Here is an 18,292-nt window from a genome sequence, read left to right on the forward strand (position 1 = left end):
GCATGCCGCTCGGCCTCCGCCGGAGAAGGCGCAGGGTCGGCGCTGGCGCGCTCGTCATGGCCAGCGTCGCTTTCGATGACCCGAATGGCGGCGACCGGGCACTGGTTGGCCGCAAGCCGCACGGCGGCGTGCAGCGCCTGCGGGACCGTCGCCACGCACACTTCGGCCACGCCGTCCGGTTCGCGCTGGCGAAAGGTGCCCGGCAGCGTCAGCACGCACTGCCCGGTAGTTCCGCACAGATCCTGATCGACCAGGATGCGCATCTCAGCCCTCCTGCCCATGCAGCCGCACCGGCAGCGCGCGGAACGTCCTAAGGAACGCGGAAGGCTCCCGGGTCGGCTGCTCGGCCAATGCCAGCGTGGGGAAGCGTGCCTGGATCCGCGGCAGGCTTTCGGCCAACTGCACCCGGGCCAGTTGCGCACCAAGGCAGAAGTGGATGCCGTGGCCGAAGGTCAGCATGATCTTCCCGTCGATCGACATGCCAGGACTGGTGCCATAGAACCGCACGGGATCGAAGCGGTCGGGATCGGCGAAAGCGTCCGGGTCGCGATTGCCGGCCGCGATCAGCACGCGCACGTCCGCGTTCTTCGGGATCACCGCGCCGCCCAGTTCGATGTCGCGCTGGGCGATACGCGGAATGGAGCTGAACATGGCGGGCGCGTCGTAGCGCAGGGCTTCTTCGACGAATGCCTTCACCCCCACGGCATCTCCCTTCAGCCAGTGCCGCTGTTCGGGATACGCCAGCATCGCCAGGACCGCATGGCCGATGGCCGCGGCAGTGGTGGCGAAGCCGCCCAGCAGCATGCCCCAGAGCATGCTGATCAATTCCGCATCCGACAGCGTCTCGGCATCGTCGTCGTGTGCGCCGACCAGCATTGACACGATGTCGTGGCGGGGATCGGTGCGCTTGCGCTGTATGAGGTCGCCGAAGTAGGCCTGCACCCTGGCGCTGGCCGCGTCCGCCGCGGCGAGTTGGGGATCGCTGGCGTGCGGGCTCAGGCCTTCCAGAATGGCGCTGATGCCGGTGACGAGCCCGAGAATGTCGTCCGGGGGCATGCCGAACAGTTCGCCGAAAACCAGCATGGGCAAGGCCAGCGCGAATTCCCGATGCAGGTCCACTGCCTCCCCGCGCTCCAGTGCGGGCGCCATGCCGTCCAGGCGCGCTGCGACAATGCGAGCGATGGTCGGCCTCAGGTTGTCGATCTGGCCGATGGTGAAATCGCGCGAGATCAGCCGGCGCAGACGCGTATGCGTCGGAGGTTCCTTCATCGCTAAAGTGGACGCCAGCAAACTTAGCGACAGGCTGGTCGCCGCACGCGGGAAATAGCGCGCCAGTTCGCCTGGCGCCGGCCCCCGAAAAGCATCGCCCGTGGCCTTGAGCGCCCAGTAGATGTCGGCGTGGCGGCTCAACAGAAAGAGGCCCGACGCCGCGCGATGTACCGGATCGTGCTCGCGCAACCACCGCATGAACGGATACGGGTCGTGGATGCACGCTGGCGACGCCAGTTCGGCGAAGGCGTCCCGGCATGCTGCCGTGGTTTCTTGCACGTCCATCTTGGTCACCTGTTGGCTAGCTGATCTGATCGGCGCGCGGCAGGCGCGCCGGCAATTCGAGAACATCGCGTTCCTGGTGGCGTCCGCGCATCACCAGAGCACCGGGAACTCCTCGAACCCGCCAGTGATGATCTCGTTGCGCAACTTCAGTTCTTCGGGCGCCACGGCCAGGCGCAGCGCGGGAAAGCGCTGGAAGATCGAACCGAACACCGCCTTGAGTTCCAGCCTGGCCAGCGCCAAGCCGATGCAGTTGTGCGGCCCGTAGGAGAACGCCAGGTGCGGGTTTTCGTCACGTCCGATGTCGAAGATTTCCGGATCGTCGAAATGGCGCGGATCGAACGACGTCGCCGGCAGGCCGACCAGCACCTTGCTCTCCGCGGGAACATGCATGCCCGCGATGGTCACGTCGGTCCTCGGATAGCGCATGATGCCGTCCCAGCCGGCGCCCGGCGGGTACATGCGCAGGATTTCCTCCACCGCCTTGTCCACCAGGGATGGATCGCCCACCAGGCGTTCGCGCTGTTGCGGATGGCGGAACATGGCCAGCAGGCCAAATTCGATCTGCGCGACGGTGCTCTCGTGCCCCGCCACCAGCATGCCCGCCGCCAGGCCGATCGCCTCTTCCTCGGTCGCCTTGCCCTGGTCGACCGCCGCGAGCAGATCCGTCAGCACGTTGTCGCCCGGATCCTGGCGCTTGTCCCTCATCTTGCCGCGAATGTAGGCGCGGAGTTCTTCCCAGGCCAAGCGCGACGCGGTTCGCAGGCCGCTTTCATGCTGGTGCGTCATCACCTCGTCGGACAGCCCGGCGAAAAAGGCGTGATCCTCGTAGAGCACGCCCATCAGCGCGCCAATGACCATGGCCGGAAGCGGAAAGGAGAGGTGGCGCCGCAGATCGGCGGGCTGGGGCTGGGCCGCCAGCGTCTCGAACAACTGCGTGGCGATCGCCTCGACCTGCTGCGCGAGCAGCTTCACCCTGCCGTTGCTAAAGGCCGGCGCCACAATCGTGCGTAACCGCGTATGTTCGCCCCCCTCGTGCGAGACCAGCCATCCTGGCGAACCGAGAATCACCGAATCCGGGGTGAATGCCGCCGGCGGCAGTCCCGCGGGCCGGAACGCCGCGTCGGACAACACCGCCTTGGCCTCGTCATAGCCTGTCACCCACCAGCCTTCGTGCCCGGACGGGAAGCGCACGCGGTGGATCGGACCGTTGGCGCGTAGCGCCAACATCTCGGGCGAGGGCTCAATGTGATCGACGCGCCACATCGGCAGCGTCGGCAAAGGTTGTTCGGGCATGGTGGCACTTCACTCTATGGCGATGGAAGGGCGGAAGGTGACCGGCGGGCGCTGCGGCAGCGAATGACCTAAGACGGCATACAGATGACGTCCTCCGACGGCCGGCCTGATTATCAAGATCGGCCAACGTGTAACTGTCTAGGCACACCGCGCGGCGAGATGCAGAACTTTATCCTGCACCATCGATTTCAGGATAAGGTCGGTGTGGTGGGCCTTTGAGCCGCCGCCGGCCAAGATTTCCTGCGCAAGGGTCGACAAGGGCGGCGAGCTGTTGGGTGACAAGGGCGGCGAGCTGTTGGGTAAGGGCGGTTTCGCCGAGGACCCCCTGCCCATAGACGCTATCCGACGCGGATTTGACATTTTGCTTTTCTTTCTTCGTTCCATTCGTGCCATCCACGAAATGAAAGTCGGTCGGCGGCTCCCGGCCCGCAACGAAGGTGCTTCAAATCTCGTGCCAATTTGGCCGCAGCAGAAAAAATTGTGGCAGCTTCTCAGCGGCTTAGCCTGAGGCCAGAGAAGAGCTAGGCGAAATAAGCCGGTGTCGCGGGCCAACAAAGGCGACGGAACAGTGTCGGACAGAACGCCTCGGGCGACCTTTAGGTCGGGCTTGCGACATTCTGGTCCAGTTTCAAACATAAGAGGGCGGCAAACAGACACGATTGTGGAATTCGATCCTGACGGCACCAGGGCGCTTGCCCAAGAGCGCGCGCTCATGTTGCTGCGACAGGCGCGTGTTCGCGATAGCCGTGCCTGCGCACCCAAGAACGCTAGCGGCACACGCTACACAATCCTGCGGTGCCCGCCGGTGTGAGGTAGTGCATCGGCTCGGCTTCCGGTTCGTCTTTGCCCAACGGGGCGGAAGCGCCGAATACCCGCCACCATACAGCATCGTTGTTGCGTGTGGTGACGAGGCCGTTATAGCGCGCGCCCAATCTTCCAACACACGGCCTCCGAGAAGAAGGGGGCGGTCCAAAAGCATCTCTATTTGAAATGGCACGCCGCTTGCTGCTCCTGGTTAGAGCCCATCAAATCACGATGAAAGCGACTTGTGCCATGCCCGATACGCGAAGCTCCAAACCGTGGCCTGAGGAGACGGTGCCCGTTCCCGCTGAACGTCGGGACATCGTCTCCTCCGGAAGTCCGTTCTCGGTGGCCGCTTTGCGCATGGCTGGTCCGATGCCGGCACGCCAACACGGGCCGCTCGCGCAAATGCCGTTTCCCGGTTCTGTTCAGCATGTGAGTGCCCAAGATCCCCGTCAAAGGGTCACCCAAGCCAAGGCCGGCGGGTCACTGCCACATATCGACAACACGCTGAACCAGTCGAGTGACGCGGGTCTGTTGCGTGAAGTGACATTTCAGGCCCCCACATGCTTGCGATATTGGCTACTTCCGGCCGCTATCCCTTTTTCACGATCGCGAGTGACCGATCCCGCTTCCGGCGCCATAGCCGTGGAAACCAAGCGGCTCGACGGTGTCCAGCTCGCTCAGATCGATTGCGTTCGCGTGGCCAAGACCAGCCGCCAAGAGGTTCCCATACGTCGGGAGAGAAAAAGGAGGTTGCGAGCCGCGAGGTCCTCATTCCGTGCCGGGCATACGAGCCTTTGCTCGGTATTGCGCCAGCCTCTGCCAGAATTCAGCGCCAGTTTTCTTCTTTAGGAGCAACTTGATGACAGTTCAAAAGAAAGTTCCCTTCGTCACCTTTCTCACGCGTGTTCACGATAAGTCAGTCCAGGGGCCAAATCCATATCGCTGGCAAGAAAAGACATCTGACGACTACTTTGCCGGCAAGCGGGTCATCCTGTTCTCGCTGCCTGGCGCCTTCACGCCGACCTGCTCGACCTACCAATTGCCCCAGTTCGAAGAGCTCTATGATGAGTTTGAGAAGGAGGGAATTGACGCGATTTACTGCCTCTCAGTCAACGACGCCTTCGTCATGAATGCGTGGGGGAAGTCCTTGGGCCTGAAGCAGGTCGAGCTCATCCCCGATGGCTCAGGCGAGTTCACACGCAAGATGGGCATGCTGGTCGCCAAGGACAATCTCGGCTTCGGGATGCGCTCCTGGCGCTACGCCGCCCTGATCAACAATGGCGTGGTGGAGCACTGGTTCGAGGAGGAAGGTTTCTCCGACAACTGCGAGGCCGACCCCTATGGCGTCTCATCCCCGCAAAACGTTCTCGAAACGCTGAAAGCCGCCGCATGACCTAGAAAACGTCTCACTGGTGCCATTGCCCGCCCCAAGAGGCTCCTCGACAGGATTATCGCGCTCACCATGCAATCCTCAGCAAGCCTGCTTCAGCGCCAGAAGCAATCGATGGTCGCATCGCCTCAACTCATTGAGTCGATTCGCTTGCTGCAACTGGCGCATACTGAACTGCATCAGTTCGTGGAGCGGGAAATCGAAAAGAACCCGCTCTTGGAACCTGCGCCAAACGATGGCGGGCCTTTTGGCGATGTTTCGATTTCGGGAGCGGATCAGCCTGTCGGCCCACGCGCAAACGCCGTTGACGGACCGACCGGGGCCGGGTCGCCTGAACGGCTCGGGCAATGGAAATCACTTCGCAACACGACCAACAACCCGCCGGGTAATGGCCCTTCCCTCGACGAGTTTGCCAGCCTCGCCGAGACATTGCACGACCATGTCGCTCGTCAGATCGCCCTCACTGCGTTCACACCACAGGAGCGGCTGATCGCTGGCCAGCTTGCCGCCGATCTGGAAGACACTGGCTATCTTCGGGCAAACCTTTTGGAGTTGGCCGGGAGCCTGAATGTCCGGGAGGCTGATGTGGAACGGGTTCTCGGAACCTTGCAGCACTTTGATCCACCGGGAATTTTTGCGCGAACTCTCGGAGAATGCCTCGAAATCCAGTTACGCCAGCGAGACCGGTTCGACCCGGCAATGGCAGCTTTGGTTGCCAATCTTGAAATGCTTGCGCGACGCGATTTTCAGGCACTGAAGCAGCATTGCGGCGTCGATGAAGACGACCTTCTCGACATGATGCATGAGATTCGGGCGCTCGATCCCAAGCCTGGAAACCGATTCCAATCCGGTGCGTCTGAATCAATCATACCCGACGTCTGGGTCACGCCCTCGCCGGAAGGCGGGTGGCAGATCGAACTTGATCCGGCCACACTGCCCAAGCTGCTGATCAACCAAACCTACTATGCCGAAGTGTCGCGTCAAACTGTCCAAAATCCGAAAGATCAAGCATTTCTCAACGAATGCTTGCAAAACGCGAACTGGCTAATCCGCAGCCTCGATCAGCGCGCCAAGACGATTGTTAAGGTTGCGGCTGAAATCGTGCGCCAGCAGGATGCCTTTTTGGAACACGGCGTCGCCCACCTGCGGCCTCTCAATCTCAGAACCGTCGCTGACGCGATCGGCGTGCACGAGTCGACGGTAAGCCGGGTGACCTCGAACAAGTACATGCTTACCCCGCGCGGAGTCTTTGAACTGAAGTATTTTTTCACCGTCGCGATCGCGTCCTTCCAAGGCGGCGATGCGCACTCCGCCGAAGCTGTCCGGCATCGGATCAAAGCGATGATTGCCGCAGAATCTCCCGGCGACGTGCTTTCCGATGAGGACATCGCTGCCCGGCTGAAGGAAACCGGCATCGATGTTGCACGCCGCACCGTCACAAAATATCGCGAAGCAATGAACATCCCCTCCTCCGTGCAACGCCGCCGGGAAATGCGCTTGTGTTTTTAAATTTGGGTCAAGGCAGCCAACATCACGTTGCATTGCATCAAACTGGAGACTTCGTTCATGACCCAATCCGCGGCAGGCGTCGTGGACGCTGTTCTGCACGACTCAGAAAAGCCCGTCCCACCGTCTGGTCCCGCATGGGGTGCGGTCATTTCGCTTTCCTTGGGCACGTTCGGGCTGGTGACCGCAGAGTTTCTGCCTGTCAGCCTGCTCACGCCGCTCGCGCATGATCTCGGTATCACCGAGGGAGCGGCTGGACAGGCGATGACCGCGACCGCTATCGTCGGGGCGATCTCGGCGCCGACGGTGGCCATCATCACAAAGCGCCTGGACCGCAGGATCGTCATGTGGACGATGACGCTGCTGCTGATCCTGTCGGACGTTCTGGCGGCCGGCGCGTGGTCGCTGGCGGTTCTCCTGACTGCACGCGTCGTGCTCGGCATAGCGCTCGGAGGCTTCTGGTCCATGTCGGCAGCACTGGCGATGCGGCTCGTTCCAAGTCACCTCCTGCCGCGCGCCATGTCGATCATCCTCACCGGCGTTTCCGTGGCTACCGTTTGCGCAGCTCCAATCGGCGCTTATGTCGGCGATATCTGGGGATGGCGAAACGCCTTCATGCTCGCCGCAGTCGGCGGCGCGGCTACACTGCTGGTGCAACTCATAACCATTCCGAGACTGCCTCCGATTGGAGTGGCTAGCTTCCGCGGCCTGCTGGATGTGGCCAAGATTCCGATGGTCAAGGTCGCGCTTGTGGTCGTCCTGCTTGTCGCTTCCGGCCACTTCGCCGGAATCACTTATATCCGCGCCTTCCTCGAGAAGATTCCCGCGCTGGACGTCGAGACGATCTCGCTTGTGTTGCTTGCTTTCGGCATCGGCGGATTCTTCGGCAATTTGGCCGGCGGGCTTCTGGCCGAGTACAGTCTCAAGGCAGTCGCGGCCCTTGCACCGCTGCTCATAGCGATAGCCGCTGTTTCGCTGCTGACGGCGGGAGCATCGGCCTTCGCCTCGGCGATTGCGGTTGCCGCATGGGGCTTTGCCTTCGGCGCGGTGCCGGTGGGATTACAGACGTGGATGGTGCGGCGGGCCGTTCCCGAGCAGGCCGAAAGCGCCGGTGTGCTGATGGTCGTAGCATTCCAAGTGGCAATCGCAGCCGGCGCGATTTTCGGCGGAGTATTGGTGGACAATGCCGGGGTTACCAGTGCCATTGCCTACAGTGCTGTTGCCACGTTCATCGCCGCACTGACAGTGTTCCTGCTCGGCCCGAAGCGCGAAACCTAGATCGCCTGACAGGAGAGAGGTCTCAGCAGCGCAGCGGGACGAGAGATGCAATCGCATGCACGGCGCGGCGCGATCCTCCGCTTGCATGGACCAGCGGAAGCGCCTCGCCGGCTTCACCTCCGGGCCATGGCGACCTTCGCCGCCCGACACGTGAACCGCCATCTTGTTCACGGCGTCCCTTCGTCGGCCGACTGCACACCAAACGGACAGTCGCTCTCACCCTCACCCGTTCCTTGCCGGGACTTTCGCCGCAGCGGATACGGTTGATCAACATCCTCGACTAGACGTTGGCAAGCGCCGTTTTCTGCCACCGGAACGGCTCGCCCGTCAGCCACATCTTGTGCAGGGTGGCTGCAACGCGGCGTGAAAGGGCGACGCGCGCCTTCGCGAGGCCGCGGCTCTTCGCAATCTTCATTGCCCATGCCTTCATCTACGACCAAGTCCTCGGTCTCGTCGAAGGTGATCTGAGCAGCCAGGTAGAGCATGTGGCGATCGCCTTGCTGGTCCTCCCCGACAGATCAATTTCCCCGAGCTGTATCTGCGCGGCGGCGTAAGACCGAAATGCGCCCCAACCTTGCGCGAACGACATAATCGGGCAGGATCATCGAGCAGCGCCAAGCTGTGCGTCACCGTGCACACGCGGCGTCAGGGCGTATCAACGCCGCCCGCGTTAGCTCTCGTCAGGCGGCGGGCGCCAGTTGCGCTGCTGCCAAGCTGTAGCGAGGCACCAAACGCCAAAGCCCACCCAGACCAGCGCCTGTAGGAAAGGATCTGGGTGGTAGTCAAAAGGATCGGCGGCAAACAGCACGAAGGCCATTGCGAAGCACGAGAGGCCGATGCCAACGATCATGCCGGCCGCTTGCTGAAACGCTCGACCTGGTCGAGTTTCTCCCGATACTTTGCCCACGCGCCGTAGACTTCGTGGCAGAAGTCTTCGAATGCATGTTGAGCGTGCTCGTTAATGGTAACGCCGCTGTCTCTCATAGCGGCCATTAAGCCGAAAACATGCTCCGCGGCTAATTTCTTGGCTTCCTTGTGAGAGAAAATGTCGAAATCCGTTTCCACCTCCTTGCCGGTCGCAATGTGATAAAAAGACGGACTGGATCGCCGACCCTGGTCTTCTCGGTCATTAAACACGGCATCGAAAGCAGAATAACCTTCGTCAATTTTCCACTCGTGTCCGAGCACCTTCAGAACGCTTTTTGGTATTGCTGACACTTGTCCCTCCTCCAGTTTCAGGCCGGCAATGAGACGCCAAAAACCTACGCGGTTCAAGACGCCCCCGCACACCCGGCGCGACCTTGTTTCAATGCTCTTCCCATGAAACACTTCCCTGGGGCTTTGGGGGTTTGAACGGCAAATGGATATTTTCGGCCGTCTTAGCGATTACGACGTGTTCGCCTACCTGCCGCAAGGCTTTTTCGTGCTGGCGGCTTTCGACTTTTTTTTCGGGACCAGCTTCGTCATTCACGCCAGCTGGGACGTGCCCACCGGCGTGTTTGTCCTGTTTCTTTCATACGCGGCAGGCCATCTGGTGGCGGGGCCTGCATCCCGGATCCTCGAGGCCGGCATTGTTCACAACATGCTGAAGCCGCCATCGGTTCACCTCCTGTCGCCCGAGCAGAGGGCCTCTTGGTTGTTGCGGTCTCTGCTGCCGGCCTATTTCAGCCCTCTGTCACGGCCGACGCGCGCCTGCGTCCAGGCCGCGCTGGCGAAAGCCGGAACCGGCCTCCATGGCGACGAAGCCTATTGGGTAGCCTACACCGTGGCAAAGCGAGACGACCAAGCAAAGCCGAGGCTTGAGAATTTTTTGAATGTCTATGGCTTTTGCCGCAACCTGTCGTTCATCGCGGCCGTCACCGCCGAGCTGCTGCTGGTGCAGGCTTTGGTCGCGCCGCGGCTGGATACGTTCGGCAGTGCCGCCCACGAAGTCATGGTGGCGGCAGGCTTCGCCCTCATCTCTTTTCAACTCTTCAAGCGGTATCTGAAATTCTACCGGCTATACAGCATTGAAGTCTTCGTCGTATTTGCGGCTGTCGAGGCGGACGCGACCTAAAATAACTCGGTGGGAAAACTCGTACGCTGCCGGGACGCCTCTTGCCTTTTTGGCTGTTTCAGCAACAGCTGAATAGGAAGAATGGCGGTTCATCAAAATGTTAGTAGAAATATTCGACGTTGAACACGGCGCTTGCGCGATTGCCACTTGTGACGATCAGACCAGGCTGATGCTGGACTGCGGCCAGAACGGCCTTACCGGCTGGCGGCCGGGCAACTATCTATACGATCGAGGGATCATGACCCTCGATATGCTGGCGGTCACCAACTACGATGAGGATCACGTTGCCGGCCTGCCAAATATGTATGATCGCAAAATCAACATCAACTGGCTTCTGAGAAACAAATCCGTTTCGTCAAAGACAATCCAAGCACTAAAGAGCGAAGACGGGATGGGAGCCGGAATCGCCAAATTGGTCGACGCTATCGATAACATCTTTACCGGCGGCACGGGCGGTGTGGCATCCCCTGGGCCTTCGTTTGCTGGGATGACTAAGAAGGTTTTTTATAACGACTATCCAGCCTTCGACGACGAAAACAATCTAAGCATGGTCGTTCATCTCACCTGCAACGGAAAAGGGATCATGTTCCCTGGGGACTTGGAGCGTGCCGGCTGGTTGAAGCTTCTTGAGCTGGAAGATTTTCGCCAAGCTCTCCGAGACACCAACGTGTTGGTTGCGTCGCACCACGGGCGCGAAAGCGGTTGCTGCGAGGAGATCTTCGAGTATTGCAAGCCCTACTATGTCGTCATTTCCGACAAGGGCTACATGTACGACACACAAAAGACGATCCCGTTTTATCGGCGATTCACCAAAAGCGGACCCTTCCGGAACGAGACACGCAACGTGCTCACCACTCGCAAAGACGGGTTGATTTCGTTCACTTTCAACTCCGATTCTTGGGGGCCATTTTAAGCTGACTATGAAGGCCTTAAGAGGGCTCGCAATCTCGACTGGAAGCCGACGTTCGAGCGCCGGTAAAGCCTTTCCAAAATGTCAGGCCGCGGCACGAGACGCGACGAGCCTGAGGCTGTTTTAAGCGGCGGTGACCACGCGGCGTGGATATAGTCGGCGACTGTCATCCGGGTCGCGTCCCCACAGGTGGTGTAGCTCGGCGGTAGCGAAGCCGCTCGCGAGCGCGCTCTCGATAGCGCTGTAGCGAGCGAGCGGCTTTGCGGTGGTCATCGACAGTTCGCCGGTAAGGTCGGGTTGCTGACACCAACCTGATTCGAAGGAACCATCGATGACCGACGACATGATGAACCTGCGCGCGCTCGTGGAGAAGACTCCGGATTCCGATCTCTTGCGCGAGATGATCGGCTTTGCCGCCGAGCGGCTGATGGAGCTGGAGGTTGGGGCCGCCACCGGCGCCGCCTATGGCGAGAAGAACCCGTTGCGCACGGCCCAGCGCAACGGCTATCGCGAGCGCGACTGGGAGACGCGAGCCGGCACCGTCGAGCTGCGCATCCCCAAGCTCAGGAAGGGCTCCTACTTCCCCGGTTTCCTTGAACCGCGCCGCATGGCCGAGAAGGCGCTGACCGCCGTCATCCAGGAGGCCTACGTCCAGGGTATCTCGACCCGCTCGGTCGATGACCTGGTCAAGGCCATGGGCATGAGCGGCATCTCCAAAAGCCAGGTCTCGCGGCTCTGCGAAGAGATCGACGGCAAGGTCAAAGCGTTCCTTGAAAGACCCATCGAGGGCGATTGGCCATATCTGTGGATCGACGCCACCTACCTGAAGGTGCGCCGCGGCGGCCGCATCGTCTCGGTCGCCGTCATCATCGCTGTGCGGACGGCCGGCGCGAGGTGCTGGGCATGGAGGTCGGCACGTCTGAGGCCGAGCCGATCTGGACGGAGTTCCTGCGCAAGCTGACCCGCCGTGGCCTGCGCGGCGTCAAGCTCGTCGTCTCCGATGCCCATGAAGGCATCAAGGCGGCCGTCACCAAGGTGCTGTGCGCGACATGGCAGAGGTGCCGCGTCCACTTCATGAGGAACGTGCTGGCCCATGCCGGCAAGAGCGGGCGCCGCGTCGTCTCCGCTTTCATCGCCACCGCCTTCGCCCAGGAAACGCCCGGGGCCGCAAGCACGCAATGGCGCGCCGTCGCCGACCAGATCCGGCCGAAGGTGCCGAAACTGGCGACAATCATGGACGACGCCGAGCCCGACGTGCTGGCCTACATGACCTTCCCGAAGGAACATCGCGCCAAGCTCCACTCGACGAATCCGATCGAGCGCCTCAACGGCGAGATCAAGCGGCGCACCGAGGTCGTCGGCATCTTCCCAAATGATGACGCCATCGTCCGCCTGGTTGGCGCGATCCTGCTCGAACAGAACGACGAATGGGCCGATGCTCGTTGATGTAAGGCTTTTCCAAGCAAATCACCCATGGTTTTTGTTTCACCTGACCACAGATGTAAGAACCTCCCGCATTTGAGGCAATTTTTCGCCCTCCCCAGAACTCGAAGCCTGTGTTCAACCAGCATCGACAGGGCGGTGCTGATTTTCCAGTCCGCTCGCGCCATGCTCGGTGTTGCCGCCCTAAAGGGCGGCGGTGAACACCCGAGTGCCGTATTCTACCCCGTCGGCCTTCAGGCTTTCGAGATCACGCGCTTGAGGAGGTTCTCGCCTCTCATCTCCCTGAGGCGCTCGAACAGTTGGTCGGCGCTCGTCGTCCGGCATGCTCGAAGCCCTCCACCGCTGTGGCATCGTCGTCGCGATCACCGCCGGCCATGCGCCGCCTCGCCGAGCGCCCAGATCGTTTCGTCGCGCAAGTTCCAGCCTTGTTCGTCCAGGTCGTGCGGCCCAGCGATACGATCGACCAAGCCGTTCCAAGGTTCGTCATCAAGATAGTGGTTTCCGATCTGAGTTTGCATGCCGGAGGATGAGTCGCCCGGCTCGATTCAAGCATTAAGTCTGATAATATCTACACGTTAGCGCGACTCACTAGTGACTTACATGTTGACGAAACAAAGCCGGGCGCGTCCGAGCGAGGGATGACGGCCGGGCTTGTCGTTACAGGAACTCACATCGCCCGGATGAGCGCCGGACGATGATGGTGCGTGTTATAGCAATCGAGCGTCCGGGTGTCGGTGCCTGAGACGGCCTGTTGCAACACGGCTCATAGCCTTCGTCGTCCTCGACGCTCATGGTGACACCAGCAACAGACACTCACACCAATCTTGCTCGCTTCGCTCGCCCGCGCTCCGCGGGGTCTTTTCGTTTGTGTGTTCTGGTCGCCGTTCCTTCCCCTTGCGCTTCAGTCCCCAGCGGTAATGAGCTATCCCCCCGTCCAGAAAGCTGATTAAAAAACGAGGGCCAAAGGGCCATCGCCGCTTTCTGAACAGGAGGGAAACTCTGTAAACCAGCGTCGTTTGTCAGACGCCGGAAGGCGGCTAGCCGGACCTACCGTAAGCCATTCCCGGTTCCTCTCGGAACCCTAACGGTCGATACCTTGCGATGCCTCACTTCCGGGGAGCACACAGTCAACAGGCCGGATCAGGTCGTCCCTTCCCCATAGTGTGGGCTTCGACGGAGCCTGAATTTTAAGGCGAAACTTTCGAAGGCGTCGATTGCGGTAACCTACTTTCGTGGCGGGTTTCCCCGCCCCAGGCATAATGTCCCGCCCGGTCGATGGCCGGGGGTCCGGTATGCTCTTATGTCCGGCCGCTATTGTAGCAATCCGATTAAGGTGGAAGTGAAAGTTCTATTTTGTTCCTGACTTAAATTTGCCTTTGTATATTCGACCGCCTCCGATTACGGAGTAGCGCCTTGTGTGCTACATGGAACTTCGGGTGAAGGGGGATTAGGTAGTGGGGTCCTATAAGCAGAACGTGCGAGGTGGTTGGCTTGGCCCATGGGCTTTCGCCATTACCGCAGCGGGCGTGGTCGGGTGGGCTGCCCAAGCCCTACTACCGGCCACAGTCACGCTAAGTTCAGGGCCGCTTGCCATTATCGTGGTAGTTGTTCTCGGCCTCTATATCGGAACAGTTCTGCATTTTCACTATGCCCAGCCTGCCACTGATTCACTGATAAGACCACGCGTGCTGCTCTTCAAAAAGGAACAGATCGGGCTTTTTGTAATCTCCCCCGCCGATTGGCTGATGTATCGCGCTGCCTACACTCTGTTCGTTACAGAAAGCGATGGTTTCGAGCGCGTGTTAGGAATCGGCGAAGTGCTTATCTTCCAGGACGACAAGAACGTTCAGCTATTGATAAGAGAACGGGCTGCTGGCGCAGACGAGATCTGGAAGAGCCTTGATGCAGGCTCAAAGGATCATTTCGGCCAAATCGTCTTAAAGCCAGGCGCCCCAAAAATCGAGTGGATCGCACATGAAGCAAGCTAAGGTCGCCAACGTTATAAGCCCATACAAAGTCGTGCTAAACGTCGGCGCGAACGAAGGCGTCAAAGCACATGAGGATTATATTTTGTATCGACAAGGTGAGGAGATTGTCGACCCCGACACCGGGGAGAAACTAGGCGTTTTTGAAGAGGTGATCGGGCGCGGCATCATCACTTACGTTCAGGAGCGAATCGCAACGTTGGAATCGTCTGAAGTTCTGGAGGGCGGAAGGAAGATAATACGAAAAAATCCAAGTGCCTTGTCGGGCTTGCAGAGCCTTTTTGCCCCCACGACAGAAGAGGTTGTGGAGATGCCAGACCTGACGAAGCCATTCCAGCATGCGAAGGTCGGAGATCTCGCGAAACGCATTTAGCTGAAGCCGTTGAAAGTCACGCGCCAGATCTGTTTGATTTGCGCTCTTCAATAGCGTCCCCTGCCCGACATGATGCCGCCCGGCCGCATTTGCGGTTCGGAGTTCTTCGACCACCACCGCCCGCATTGCCGCTTTGGTTTCACGCGCTGTCTGGTGGGCCAGGTCCGCATTTGGGCTGCATCGCCGCCGCTCGCGTTCACGGTGACGCTCACCGGCATGTTGATCGGTTGGACGGGGTTGTCTTGGCGGTCCTGTGAAGCCTCACAGTTTTGTCGCCATCAACCGAGCCCGGAAGCCAGCGCCGGCAGAGAACCGCTGTTAATTGCGTCCAGAAGCGCCCTATCGCGCGCTTTCGCACGGGCGTTCACGACAAACTCGCCATCGGACAGCATGGCCGGAAATGCTGTCGCTGGTCGCGGTACCAGCACCGCGGACATGACCACCACCGGCGAGGTGCTGCACCACGCCGCCGCTGCTGAACCCGAATAGGCGCCGATCGCGCCGAAGATGCCACCGGCACGGGCTGTGCTGAACGAGCTATTCAGCGCCATGTCGAGCAGCTTGTCGGCGACCTTGTTCAAGGCGTTCGCCAGTCTTCCGCCGCCGACTTGCCTGAGCGCAAATTAGAAATGAAGCCGCCAAGCACGTCCTTGCCCAGGCCAACGAACTCTTCGGCACTCTGGCACGTCTTGCTGCTCGGCAAGCTGCCGGGTGGCGACACTGGCGTCCGCGTAGCTGTGGGCGAGCGCATCGGTCTTCGCTGATTCGTCCGGCGTGGTCGCTACGCCGGCCTTCTGGGCGGCTGTCAGAAGCTCTTGCCGGATGCAAGCTGTCTCGACGGCACGGCCGAAGTCATCCACCAGCGGATTGACGCCGGACTGGGCCGCCGTCACTGCCCGCAAAGCAGCAATCCTGCGTCTGGGCGATCTCGCGTTCGAAATCGCCGGGGCCTTTCACCTTAGCCGCCGTTGCCCTTGCCACCACCGGTCACCGGATTACTCGGCAATGCTGATCGGCTCGACCTTCGGGGTCGCCGGCATCGCGAGCGCACAGCGTTCAAATCCTCGAAGGTGTCCGTCGACATTCGACAAGAGACACATGGCGCGGCGCGAGCGCTGGCGCTGTACAACCTACGAGGCGGCTCTCAATCCGAGGCGATGCCGTCCTTGATCCGTGTGAGGCGGCTTTCGCCTTCCTCCGGGCCGAAGCAGCTTTCGAAATCATTGCATTCCAGGCAACTGGGCGCGCTGCAGAGCGAAAAACCTTCGGCCTCGCAGAGCTTGCGGTAAAAGTATTTCTTCCATTTCATATTTCGGGTGTTGCCGGCCGCCAGCGTCGGAAAATGCGAGGCGAGCAGGCGGCCGAGCTCGGTCCGATTAAAAAGGCCAAGGTCCTGCCAGAGATGGTCATTGCGCATGGCACGCCGGGCGATGATCTTGGCGAAGCGGGCGCTCGCCGGGTCGCCCGGCCGGGCGTGCGCCAGCAGCAGTCCGCGCAGAAGTTCTTCCTCCAGGTCGGGCTCGGGCTCGCTCACCTCTTTCAAGGCAAACGCGTTGATAGGAAAAGCAGGGAAACAGCGGACCAGGACATCGCGCAGCTCGGCGCGCGAAAGTCCGGTTGCCTCCGTCGCCGTCACCTCGCCGGCCTCGATCTCCTCGAGCGCATGTGAAAGCACACAGGCAAGCACATGCTGGTCGAACCTCCTCTCCAGCTCGATGTGCGGCCATTGGCCGGTGCTGAGCCGGGCATAATGTTGGGCAAATATGGTGCGTTCTCCTGGTTTCGTCCTATCAAATCATGCAGAGACCCGGCCTGCCGCAACATGGGTCGGGCAGTTCTTCGGTATGGCACTCCGGGTCGCCTCGCGTCGAGTAGTTCGGCAATTCTCGTCTGGTCCATCGGCTCTGACGCAAATTCTGTGATTGGAAGAGGTGTTCGCGAACCCCTGCCCTGCCGTTTGCGCCTCACGGGGAACACTGGCGCCGGAAATGCCCCTGCAGAGTTGGACGTGAACCGTGCGGGACAGAGGTCGCGTGCTGAGTGCGGCCACATGGTTCAAGCCCGCCAGACTCTCGGTTGAATGAGTCCTCAAAGCGCGCAGCGGGTGAGTTCCAGCGCACGTTCAGGACAGGATCGCGCGCCCCGCGATGCAGGCAGTTCCTCCCCTTCCGCAACTTCAATGTCACCAGGCAGGATGTAGCCCTCGTCATCAAGCTTGAAGATGTCCGGCGCTTGCGCCGCGCATCGCGCGTGACCCTGGCATTTGGCCTTTTGGACGATGATGCGCATGGCGCTGCCTCCATTGTCTGTGCCCCGGGTCGGGGCGGGCCTAAGACCAGTCCAGGATCAAATTTTCGATCCCGAACACATGGCCGCCAGAAGTTATCGGTGCCGTACCCTGCTTGATCCTGAAAGCCGGGATGCGCGCCAACCACTCCTCCAGGCCAATGACAATCTCCCGCCGGGCAAGGTGTGAGCCAAGGCAACGGTGGGGACCATAGCCAAACGCTGCGTGGCGGTTGTCCTCCCGCTCCAAATCGATTGTGTTGGGGCATTCGAATTCCGCCGGGTCACGATTGGCAATCATCGTGGCGCAGGAAACATAGTCCCCCTTCCGGATCGGCGCGCCTTCGAAGTCGATATCTTTCGTAGCCACGCGGATCAACTGAATGGGCGGATAGGCCCGCAGCAATTCTTCGGTTGCGAGCGGGATGCGGTCCGGTTCGCTCCGCAGCAATTGCTGATCTTTGAGGTTGCGCGCGAGGTACGCCAAGTCAAAGCCTATAGCTGCTGCGACCGTGTCGAGCCCAGCGACGAAGACAAGCACGCCGATGCCGCGGACTTGGGTGTCCGTCAGCCGGCGGCCCTCGACCTGTGCCTGCACGATAAAGGTCATGAAATCGTCAACCGCCTCCTGGCGGCGCATGGCTGCAAGTTCGTCGATGAATGCCACGATCGTCCGGGCAGCCACAGGTCGTTCCTTATCGTCGCCGTGGAGCAGATCTTTCCCCCAGCCGACGAATGTATCGAGTCGGTCATCGGGCAACCCCAGAAAGCGAAGAAAGGTGCTCACCGCGAAAGGAAAGGCAAAATCCTTCATCACGTCGCAGCTTGTGCCCGACGCGGCGATCCTTTCGATCAGCTCGACCGCCCGTTCGCGGACAGCCGGTTCCAAAGCCAACACCCGCTTTGGCGAAAGCAGCGGATTGAGCAGTGAGCGAAAGACGCCATGGGCCGGTGGATCGAGCTCAAGCGGGATCGTCGGCCAGTTTTCACCCAGTATGGAGGAGAAGATGCTGCGATGGCTGGAAAAAGTCTCTGCGTCCTGCAGCACCTTCCGCTGGTCCGCGGCACGGGTGATGACCCAGGTACCCCGGCCATCTTGCGTGTTGTAGCGGGAGTAAAAGATCGGAGGCCCGTCATGTACGCAAGCGACAGCTGCGTGTGGATCCCCGTTGGGTGTTGGTGGCATCCCTGGCGATGTAAACAGGCTGAAGTCCCTCACCATTTCGGGCGGGACATGATCTGGAACGGGGTTGGTCGCCATTTTGTTTTCTCTACATTGGCGTTCATGGCTCGATTGAGATTGCACCGCTGTTCATAAAGTCGATTTCCAGCATGGGCACGTCTCTTGTCGGGCGCCTTCTAGATTCTGTCGCCTGATACAGCCCACCTGCACCAGCGCGGATGAGATCGG

At 60.6% G+C, this 18,292-nt stretch carries 19 protein-coding genes and 2 pseudogenes; 9 read left to right on the plus strand and 12 right to left on the minus strand.

The features are described from left to right. Positions 1 to 137 precede the first annotated feature (137 nt). The 3 genes and pseudogenes from NKJ23_RS25640 to NKJ23_RS25650 all read right to left on the minus strand — a co-directional run. Positions 138 to 281, minus strand: a pseudogene (locus NKJ23_RS25640) (ferredoxin); the annotation flags it as partial. Continuing rightward, complete coding sequence (locus NKJ23_RS25645; RefSeq protein ID WP_352683220.1) at positions 265 to 1,554, minus strand: cytochrome P450; 1,290 nt, start codon at positions 1,552 to 1,554, stop codon at positions 265 to 267. The gene NKJ23_RS25645 and the pseudogene NKJ23_RS25640, both read right to left, overlap by 17 nt. Before the next feature lie 90 nt (positions 1,555 to 1,644). Next, complete coding sequence (locus NKJ23_RS25650) at positions 1,645 to 2,847, minus strand: cytochrome P450 (protein WP_352683222.1); 1,203 nt, start codon at positions 2,845 to 2,847, stop codon at positions 1,645 to 1,647. 202 nt (positions 2,848 to 3,049) lie between these two features. Here NKJ23_RS25650 and NKJ23_RS25655 point away from each other — a divergent pair, with 202 nt between their 5' ends. The 4 genes from NKJ23_RS25655 (at position 3,050) to NKJ23_RS25670 (ending at position 7,828) form a co-directional block, all read left to right on the plus strand. Beyond that, positions 3,050 to 3,355: a hypothetical protein gene (locus tag NKJ23_RS25655; RefSeq protein WP_352683224.1), complete on the plus strand. Its 306-nt coding sequence runs from the start codon at positions 3,050 to 3,052 to the stop codon at positions 3,353 to 3,355. 1,158 nt (positions 3,356 to 4,513) lie between these two features. Beyond that, the gene (locus NKJ23_RS25660) at positions 4,514 to 5,047 is read left to right on the plus strand and encodes a peroxiredoxin (protein WP_352456996.1); all 534 of its coding nucleotides are present in this window, start codon (positions 4,514 to 4,516) and stop codon (positions 5,045 to 5,047) included. Positions 5,048 to 5,116: 69 nt separating this feature from the next. Then, entirely contained in the window at positions 5,117 to 6,553 is a 1,437-nt protein-coding gene (gene rpoN / locus NKJ23_RS25665; protein WP_352683226.1) for an RNA polymerase factor sigma-54, read from the plus strand. Positions 6,554 to 6,610: 57 nt separating this feature from the next. Beyond that, positions 6,611 to 7,828, plus strand: coding sequence for an MFS transporter (locus tag NKJ23_RS25670; protein WP_352683228.1), 1,218 nt, complete (start codon positions 6,611 to 6,613; stop codon positions 7,826 to 7,828). A gap of 280 nt (positions 7,829 to 8,108) precedes the next feature. Here the strand turns inward: NKJ23_RS25670 and NKJ23_RS25675 are convergent, their stop codons facing one another. The 3 genes from NKJ23_RS25675 to NKJ23_RS25685 form a co-directional block, all read right to left on the minus strand. Further along, positions 8,109 to 8,243 (minus strand): hypothetical protein, encoded by a 135-nt coding sequence (locus tag NKJ23_RS25675; RefSeq protein ID WP_352683229.1) that lies wholly within the window; start codon positions 8,241 to 8,243, stop codon positions 8,109 to 8,111. Between the two features lie 255 nt (positions 8,244 to 8,498). Beyond that, on the minus strand, positions 8,499 to 8,678 hold the full coding sequence (locus NKJ23_RS25680) for a hypothetical protein (protein WP_352683230.1): 180 nt from the start codon (positions 8,676 to 8,678) through the stop codon (positions 8,499 to 8,501). Next, positions 8,675 to 9,103 carry a hypothetical protein gene (locus NKJ23_RS25685; RefSeq protein ID WP_352683234.1) on the minus strand — a complete coding sequence of 143 codons (429 nt, stop codon included), beginning with the start codon at positions 9,101 to 9,103 and terminating at the stop codon, positions 8,675 to 8,677. Before NKJ23_RS25685 ends, NKJ23_RS25680 begins: the two co-directional genes overlap by 4 nt. An 85-nt stretch (positions 9,104 to 9,188) precedes the next feature. Between NKJ23_RS25685 and NKJ23_RS25690 the strand changes: the two genes are divergently transcribed. Continuing rightward, on the plus strand, positions 9,189 to 9,884 hold the full coding sequence (locus NKJ23_RS25690; protein WP_352683236.1) for a hypothetical protein: 696 nt from the start codon (positions 9,189 to 9,191) through the stop codon (positions 9,882 to 9,884). A 97-nt stretch (positions 9,885 to 9,981) separates the two neighbouring features. After that, positions 9,982 to 10,797, plus strand: coding sequence for a ComEC/Rec2 family competence protein (locus NKJ23_RS25695; RefSeq protein ID WP_352683238.1), 816 nt, complete (start codon positions 9,982 to 9,984; stop codon positions 10,795 to 10,797). Positions 10,798 to 10,917: 120 nt separating this feature from the next. On the opposite strand, the gene NKJ23_RS25700 is transcribed toward NKJ23_RS25695, so the two are convergent. Next, positions 10,918 to 11,139, minus strand: coding sequence for a hypothetical protein (locus NKJ23_RS25700; protein ID WP_352683240.1), 222 nt, complete (start codon positions 11,137 to 11,139; stop codon positions 10,918 to 10,920). Here NKJ23_RS25700 and NKJ23_RS25705 point away from each other — a divergent pair. After that, positions 11,126 to 12,237, plus strand: a pseudogene (locus NKJ23_RS25705) (IS256 family transposase); the annotation flags it as partial. The gene NKJ23_RS25700 and the pseudogene NKJ23_RS25705 sit on opposite strands and share 14 nt — an antisense overlap. Positions 12,238 to 12,599: 362 nt before the next feature. Here the strand turns inward: NKJ23_RS25705 and NKJ23_RS25710 are convergent. Next, the gene (locus tag NKJ23_RS25710; RefSeq protein WP_352683242.1) at positions 12,600 to 12,755 is read right to left on the minus strand and encodes a hypothetical protein; all 156 of its coding nucleotides are present in this window, start codon (positions 12,753 to 12,755) and stop codon (positions 12,600 to 12,602) included. A 936-nt stretch (positions 12,756 to 13,691) separates the two neighbouring features. On the opposite strand from NKJ23_RS25710, the gene NKJ23_RS25715 reads away from it, so the two are divergent. Both NKJ23_RS25715 and NKJ23_RS25720 read left to right on the plus strand, forming a co-directional pair. Next, positions 13,692 to 14,225 (plus strand): hypothetical protein, encoded by a 534-nt coding sequence (locus tag NKJ23_RS25715; protein WP_352683244.1) that lies wholly within the window; start codon positions 13,692 to 13,694, stop codon positions 14,223 to 14,225. After that, positions 14,212 to 14,595, plus strand: a complete 384-nt coding sequence (locus tag NKJ23_RS25720) for a hypothetical protein (protein ID WP_352683247.1) — start codon at positions 14,212 to 14,214, stop codon at positions 14,593 to 14,595. Before NKJ23_RS25715 ends, NKJ23_RS25720 begins: the two co-directional genes overlap by 14 nt. A gap of 278 nt (positions 14,596 to 14,873) precedes the next feature. Here the strand turns inward: NKJ23_RS25720 and NKJ23_RS25725 are convergent, their stop codons facing one another. From NKJ23_RS25725 to NKJ23_RS25740, 4 genes are all read right to left on the minus strand, one after another. Then, positions 14,874 to 15,176: a hypothetical protein gene (locus NKJ23_RS25725; RefSeq protein WP_352683249.1), complete on the minus strand. Its 303-nt coding sequence runs from the start codon at positions 15,174 to 15,176 to the stop codon at positions 14,874 to 14,876. A gap of 563 nt (positions 15,177 to 15,739) precedes the next feature. Further along, positions 15,740 to 16,360 carry a nitrogen fixation protein NifQ gene (locus NKJ23_RS25730; RefSeq protein ID WP_352683302.1) on the minus strand — a complete coding sequence of 207 codons (621 nt, stop codon included), beginning with the start codon at positions 16,358 to 16,360 and terminating at the stop codon, positions 15,740 to 15,742. 323 nt (positions 16,361 to 16,683) lie between these two features. Next, a complete protein-coding gene (locus tag NKJ23_RS25735) occupies positions 16,684 to 16,884 on the minus strand; it encodes a ferredoxin (RefSeq protein ID WP_352491466.1) in 201 nt (66 codons plus the stop codon). Between the two features lie 40 nt (positions 16,885 to 16,924). Further along, positions 16,925 to 18,142, minus strand: a complete 1,218-nt coding sequence (locus NKJ23_RS25740) for a cytochrome P450 (protein ID WP_352548234.1) — start codon at positions 18,140 to 18,142, stop codon at positions 16,925 to 16,927. Between the last annotated feature and the right edge of the window lie 150 nt (positions 18,143 to 18,292).

The organism is Mesorhizobium sp. M0184 (assembly GCF_040322215.1).
In the GTDB taxonomy this organism is placed as follows: domain Bacteria; phylum Pseudomonadota; class Alphaproteobacteria; order Rhizobiales; family Rhizobiaceae; genus Mesorhizobium.

What these genes read in the sequence shown, in the direction of transcription:
- NKJ23_RS25645 (WP_352683220.1), bottom strand. Translation starts at nt 1,554, where the DNA reads ATGGACGTGCAAGAAACCACGGCAGCATGCCGGGACGCCTTCGCCGAA.
- NKJ23_RS25700 (WP_352683240.1), bottom strand. Translation starts at nt 11,139, where the DNA reads ATGTCGTCGGTCATCGATGGTTCCTTCGAATCAGGTTGGTGTCAGCAA.
- NKJ23_RS25670 (WP_352683228.1), top strand. Translation starts at nt 6,611, where the DNA reads ATGACCCAATCCGCGGCAGGCGTCGTGGACGCTGTTCTGCACGACTCA.
- NKJ23_RS25735 (WP_352491466.1), bottom strand. Translation starts at nt 16,884, where the DNA reads ATGCGCATCATCGTCCAAAAGGCCAAATGCCAGGGTCACGCGCGATGC.
- NKJ23_RS25695 (WP_352683238.1), top strand. Translation starts at nt 9,982, where the DNA reads ATGTTAGTAGAAATATTCGACGTTGAACACGGCGCTTGCGCGATTGCC.
- NKJ23_RS25740 (WP_352548234.1), bottom strand. Translation starts at nt 18,142, where the DNA reads ATGGCGACCAACCCCGTTCCAGATCATGTCCCGCCCGAAATGGTGAGG.
- NKJ23_RS25690 (WP_352683236.1), top strand. Translation starts at nt 9,189, where the DNA reads ATGGATATTTTCGGCCGTCTTAGCGATTACGACGTGTTCGCCTACCTG.
- NKJ23_RS25680 (WP_352683230.1), bottom strand. Translation starts at nt 8,678, where the DNA reads ATGATCGTTGGCATCGGCCTCTCGTGCTTCGCAATGGCCTTCGTGCTG.
- NKJ23_RS25660 (WP_352456996.1), top strand. Translation starts at nt 4,514, where the DNA reads ATGACAGTTCAAAAGAAAGTTCCCTTCGTCACCTTTCTCACGCGTGTT.
- NKJ23_RS25720 (WP_352683247.1), top strand. Translation starts at nt 14,212, where the DNA reads ATGAAGCAAGCTAAGGTCGCCAACGTTATAAGCCCATACAAAGTCGTG.
- NKJ23_RS25675 (WP_352683229.1), bottom strand. Translation starts at nt 8,243, where the DNA reads ATGAAGATTGCGAAGAGCCGCGGCCTCGCGAAGGCGCGCGTCGCCCTT.
- NKJ23_RS25710 (WP_352683242.1), bottom strand. Translation starts at nt 12,755, where the DNA reads ATGCAAACTCAGATCGGAAACCACTATCTTGATGACGAACCTTGGAAC.
- rpoN (WP_352683226.1), top strand. Translation starts at nt 5,117, where the DNA reads ATGCAATCCTCAGCAAGCCTGCTTCAGCGCCAGAAGCAATCGATGGTC.
- NKJ23_RS25650 (WP_352683222.1), bottom strand. Translation starts at nt 2,847, where the DNA reads ATGCCCGAACAACCTTTGCCGACGCTGCCGATGTGGCGCGTCGATCAC.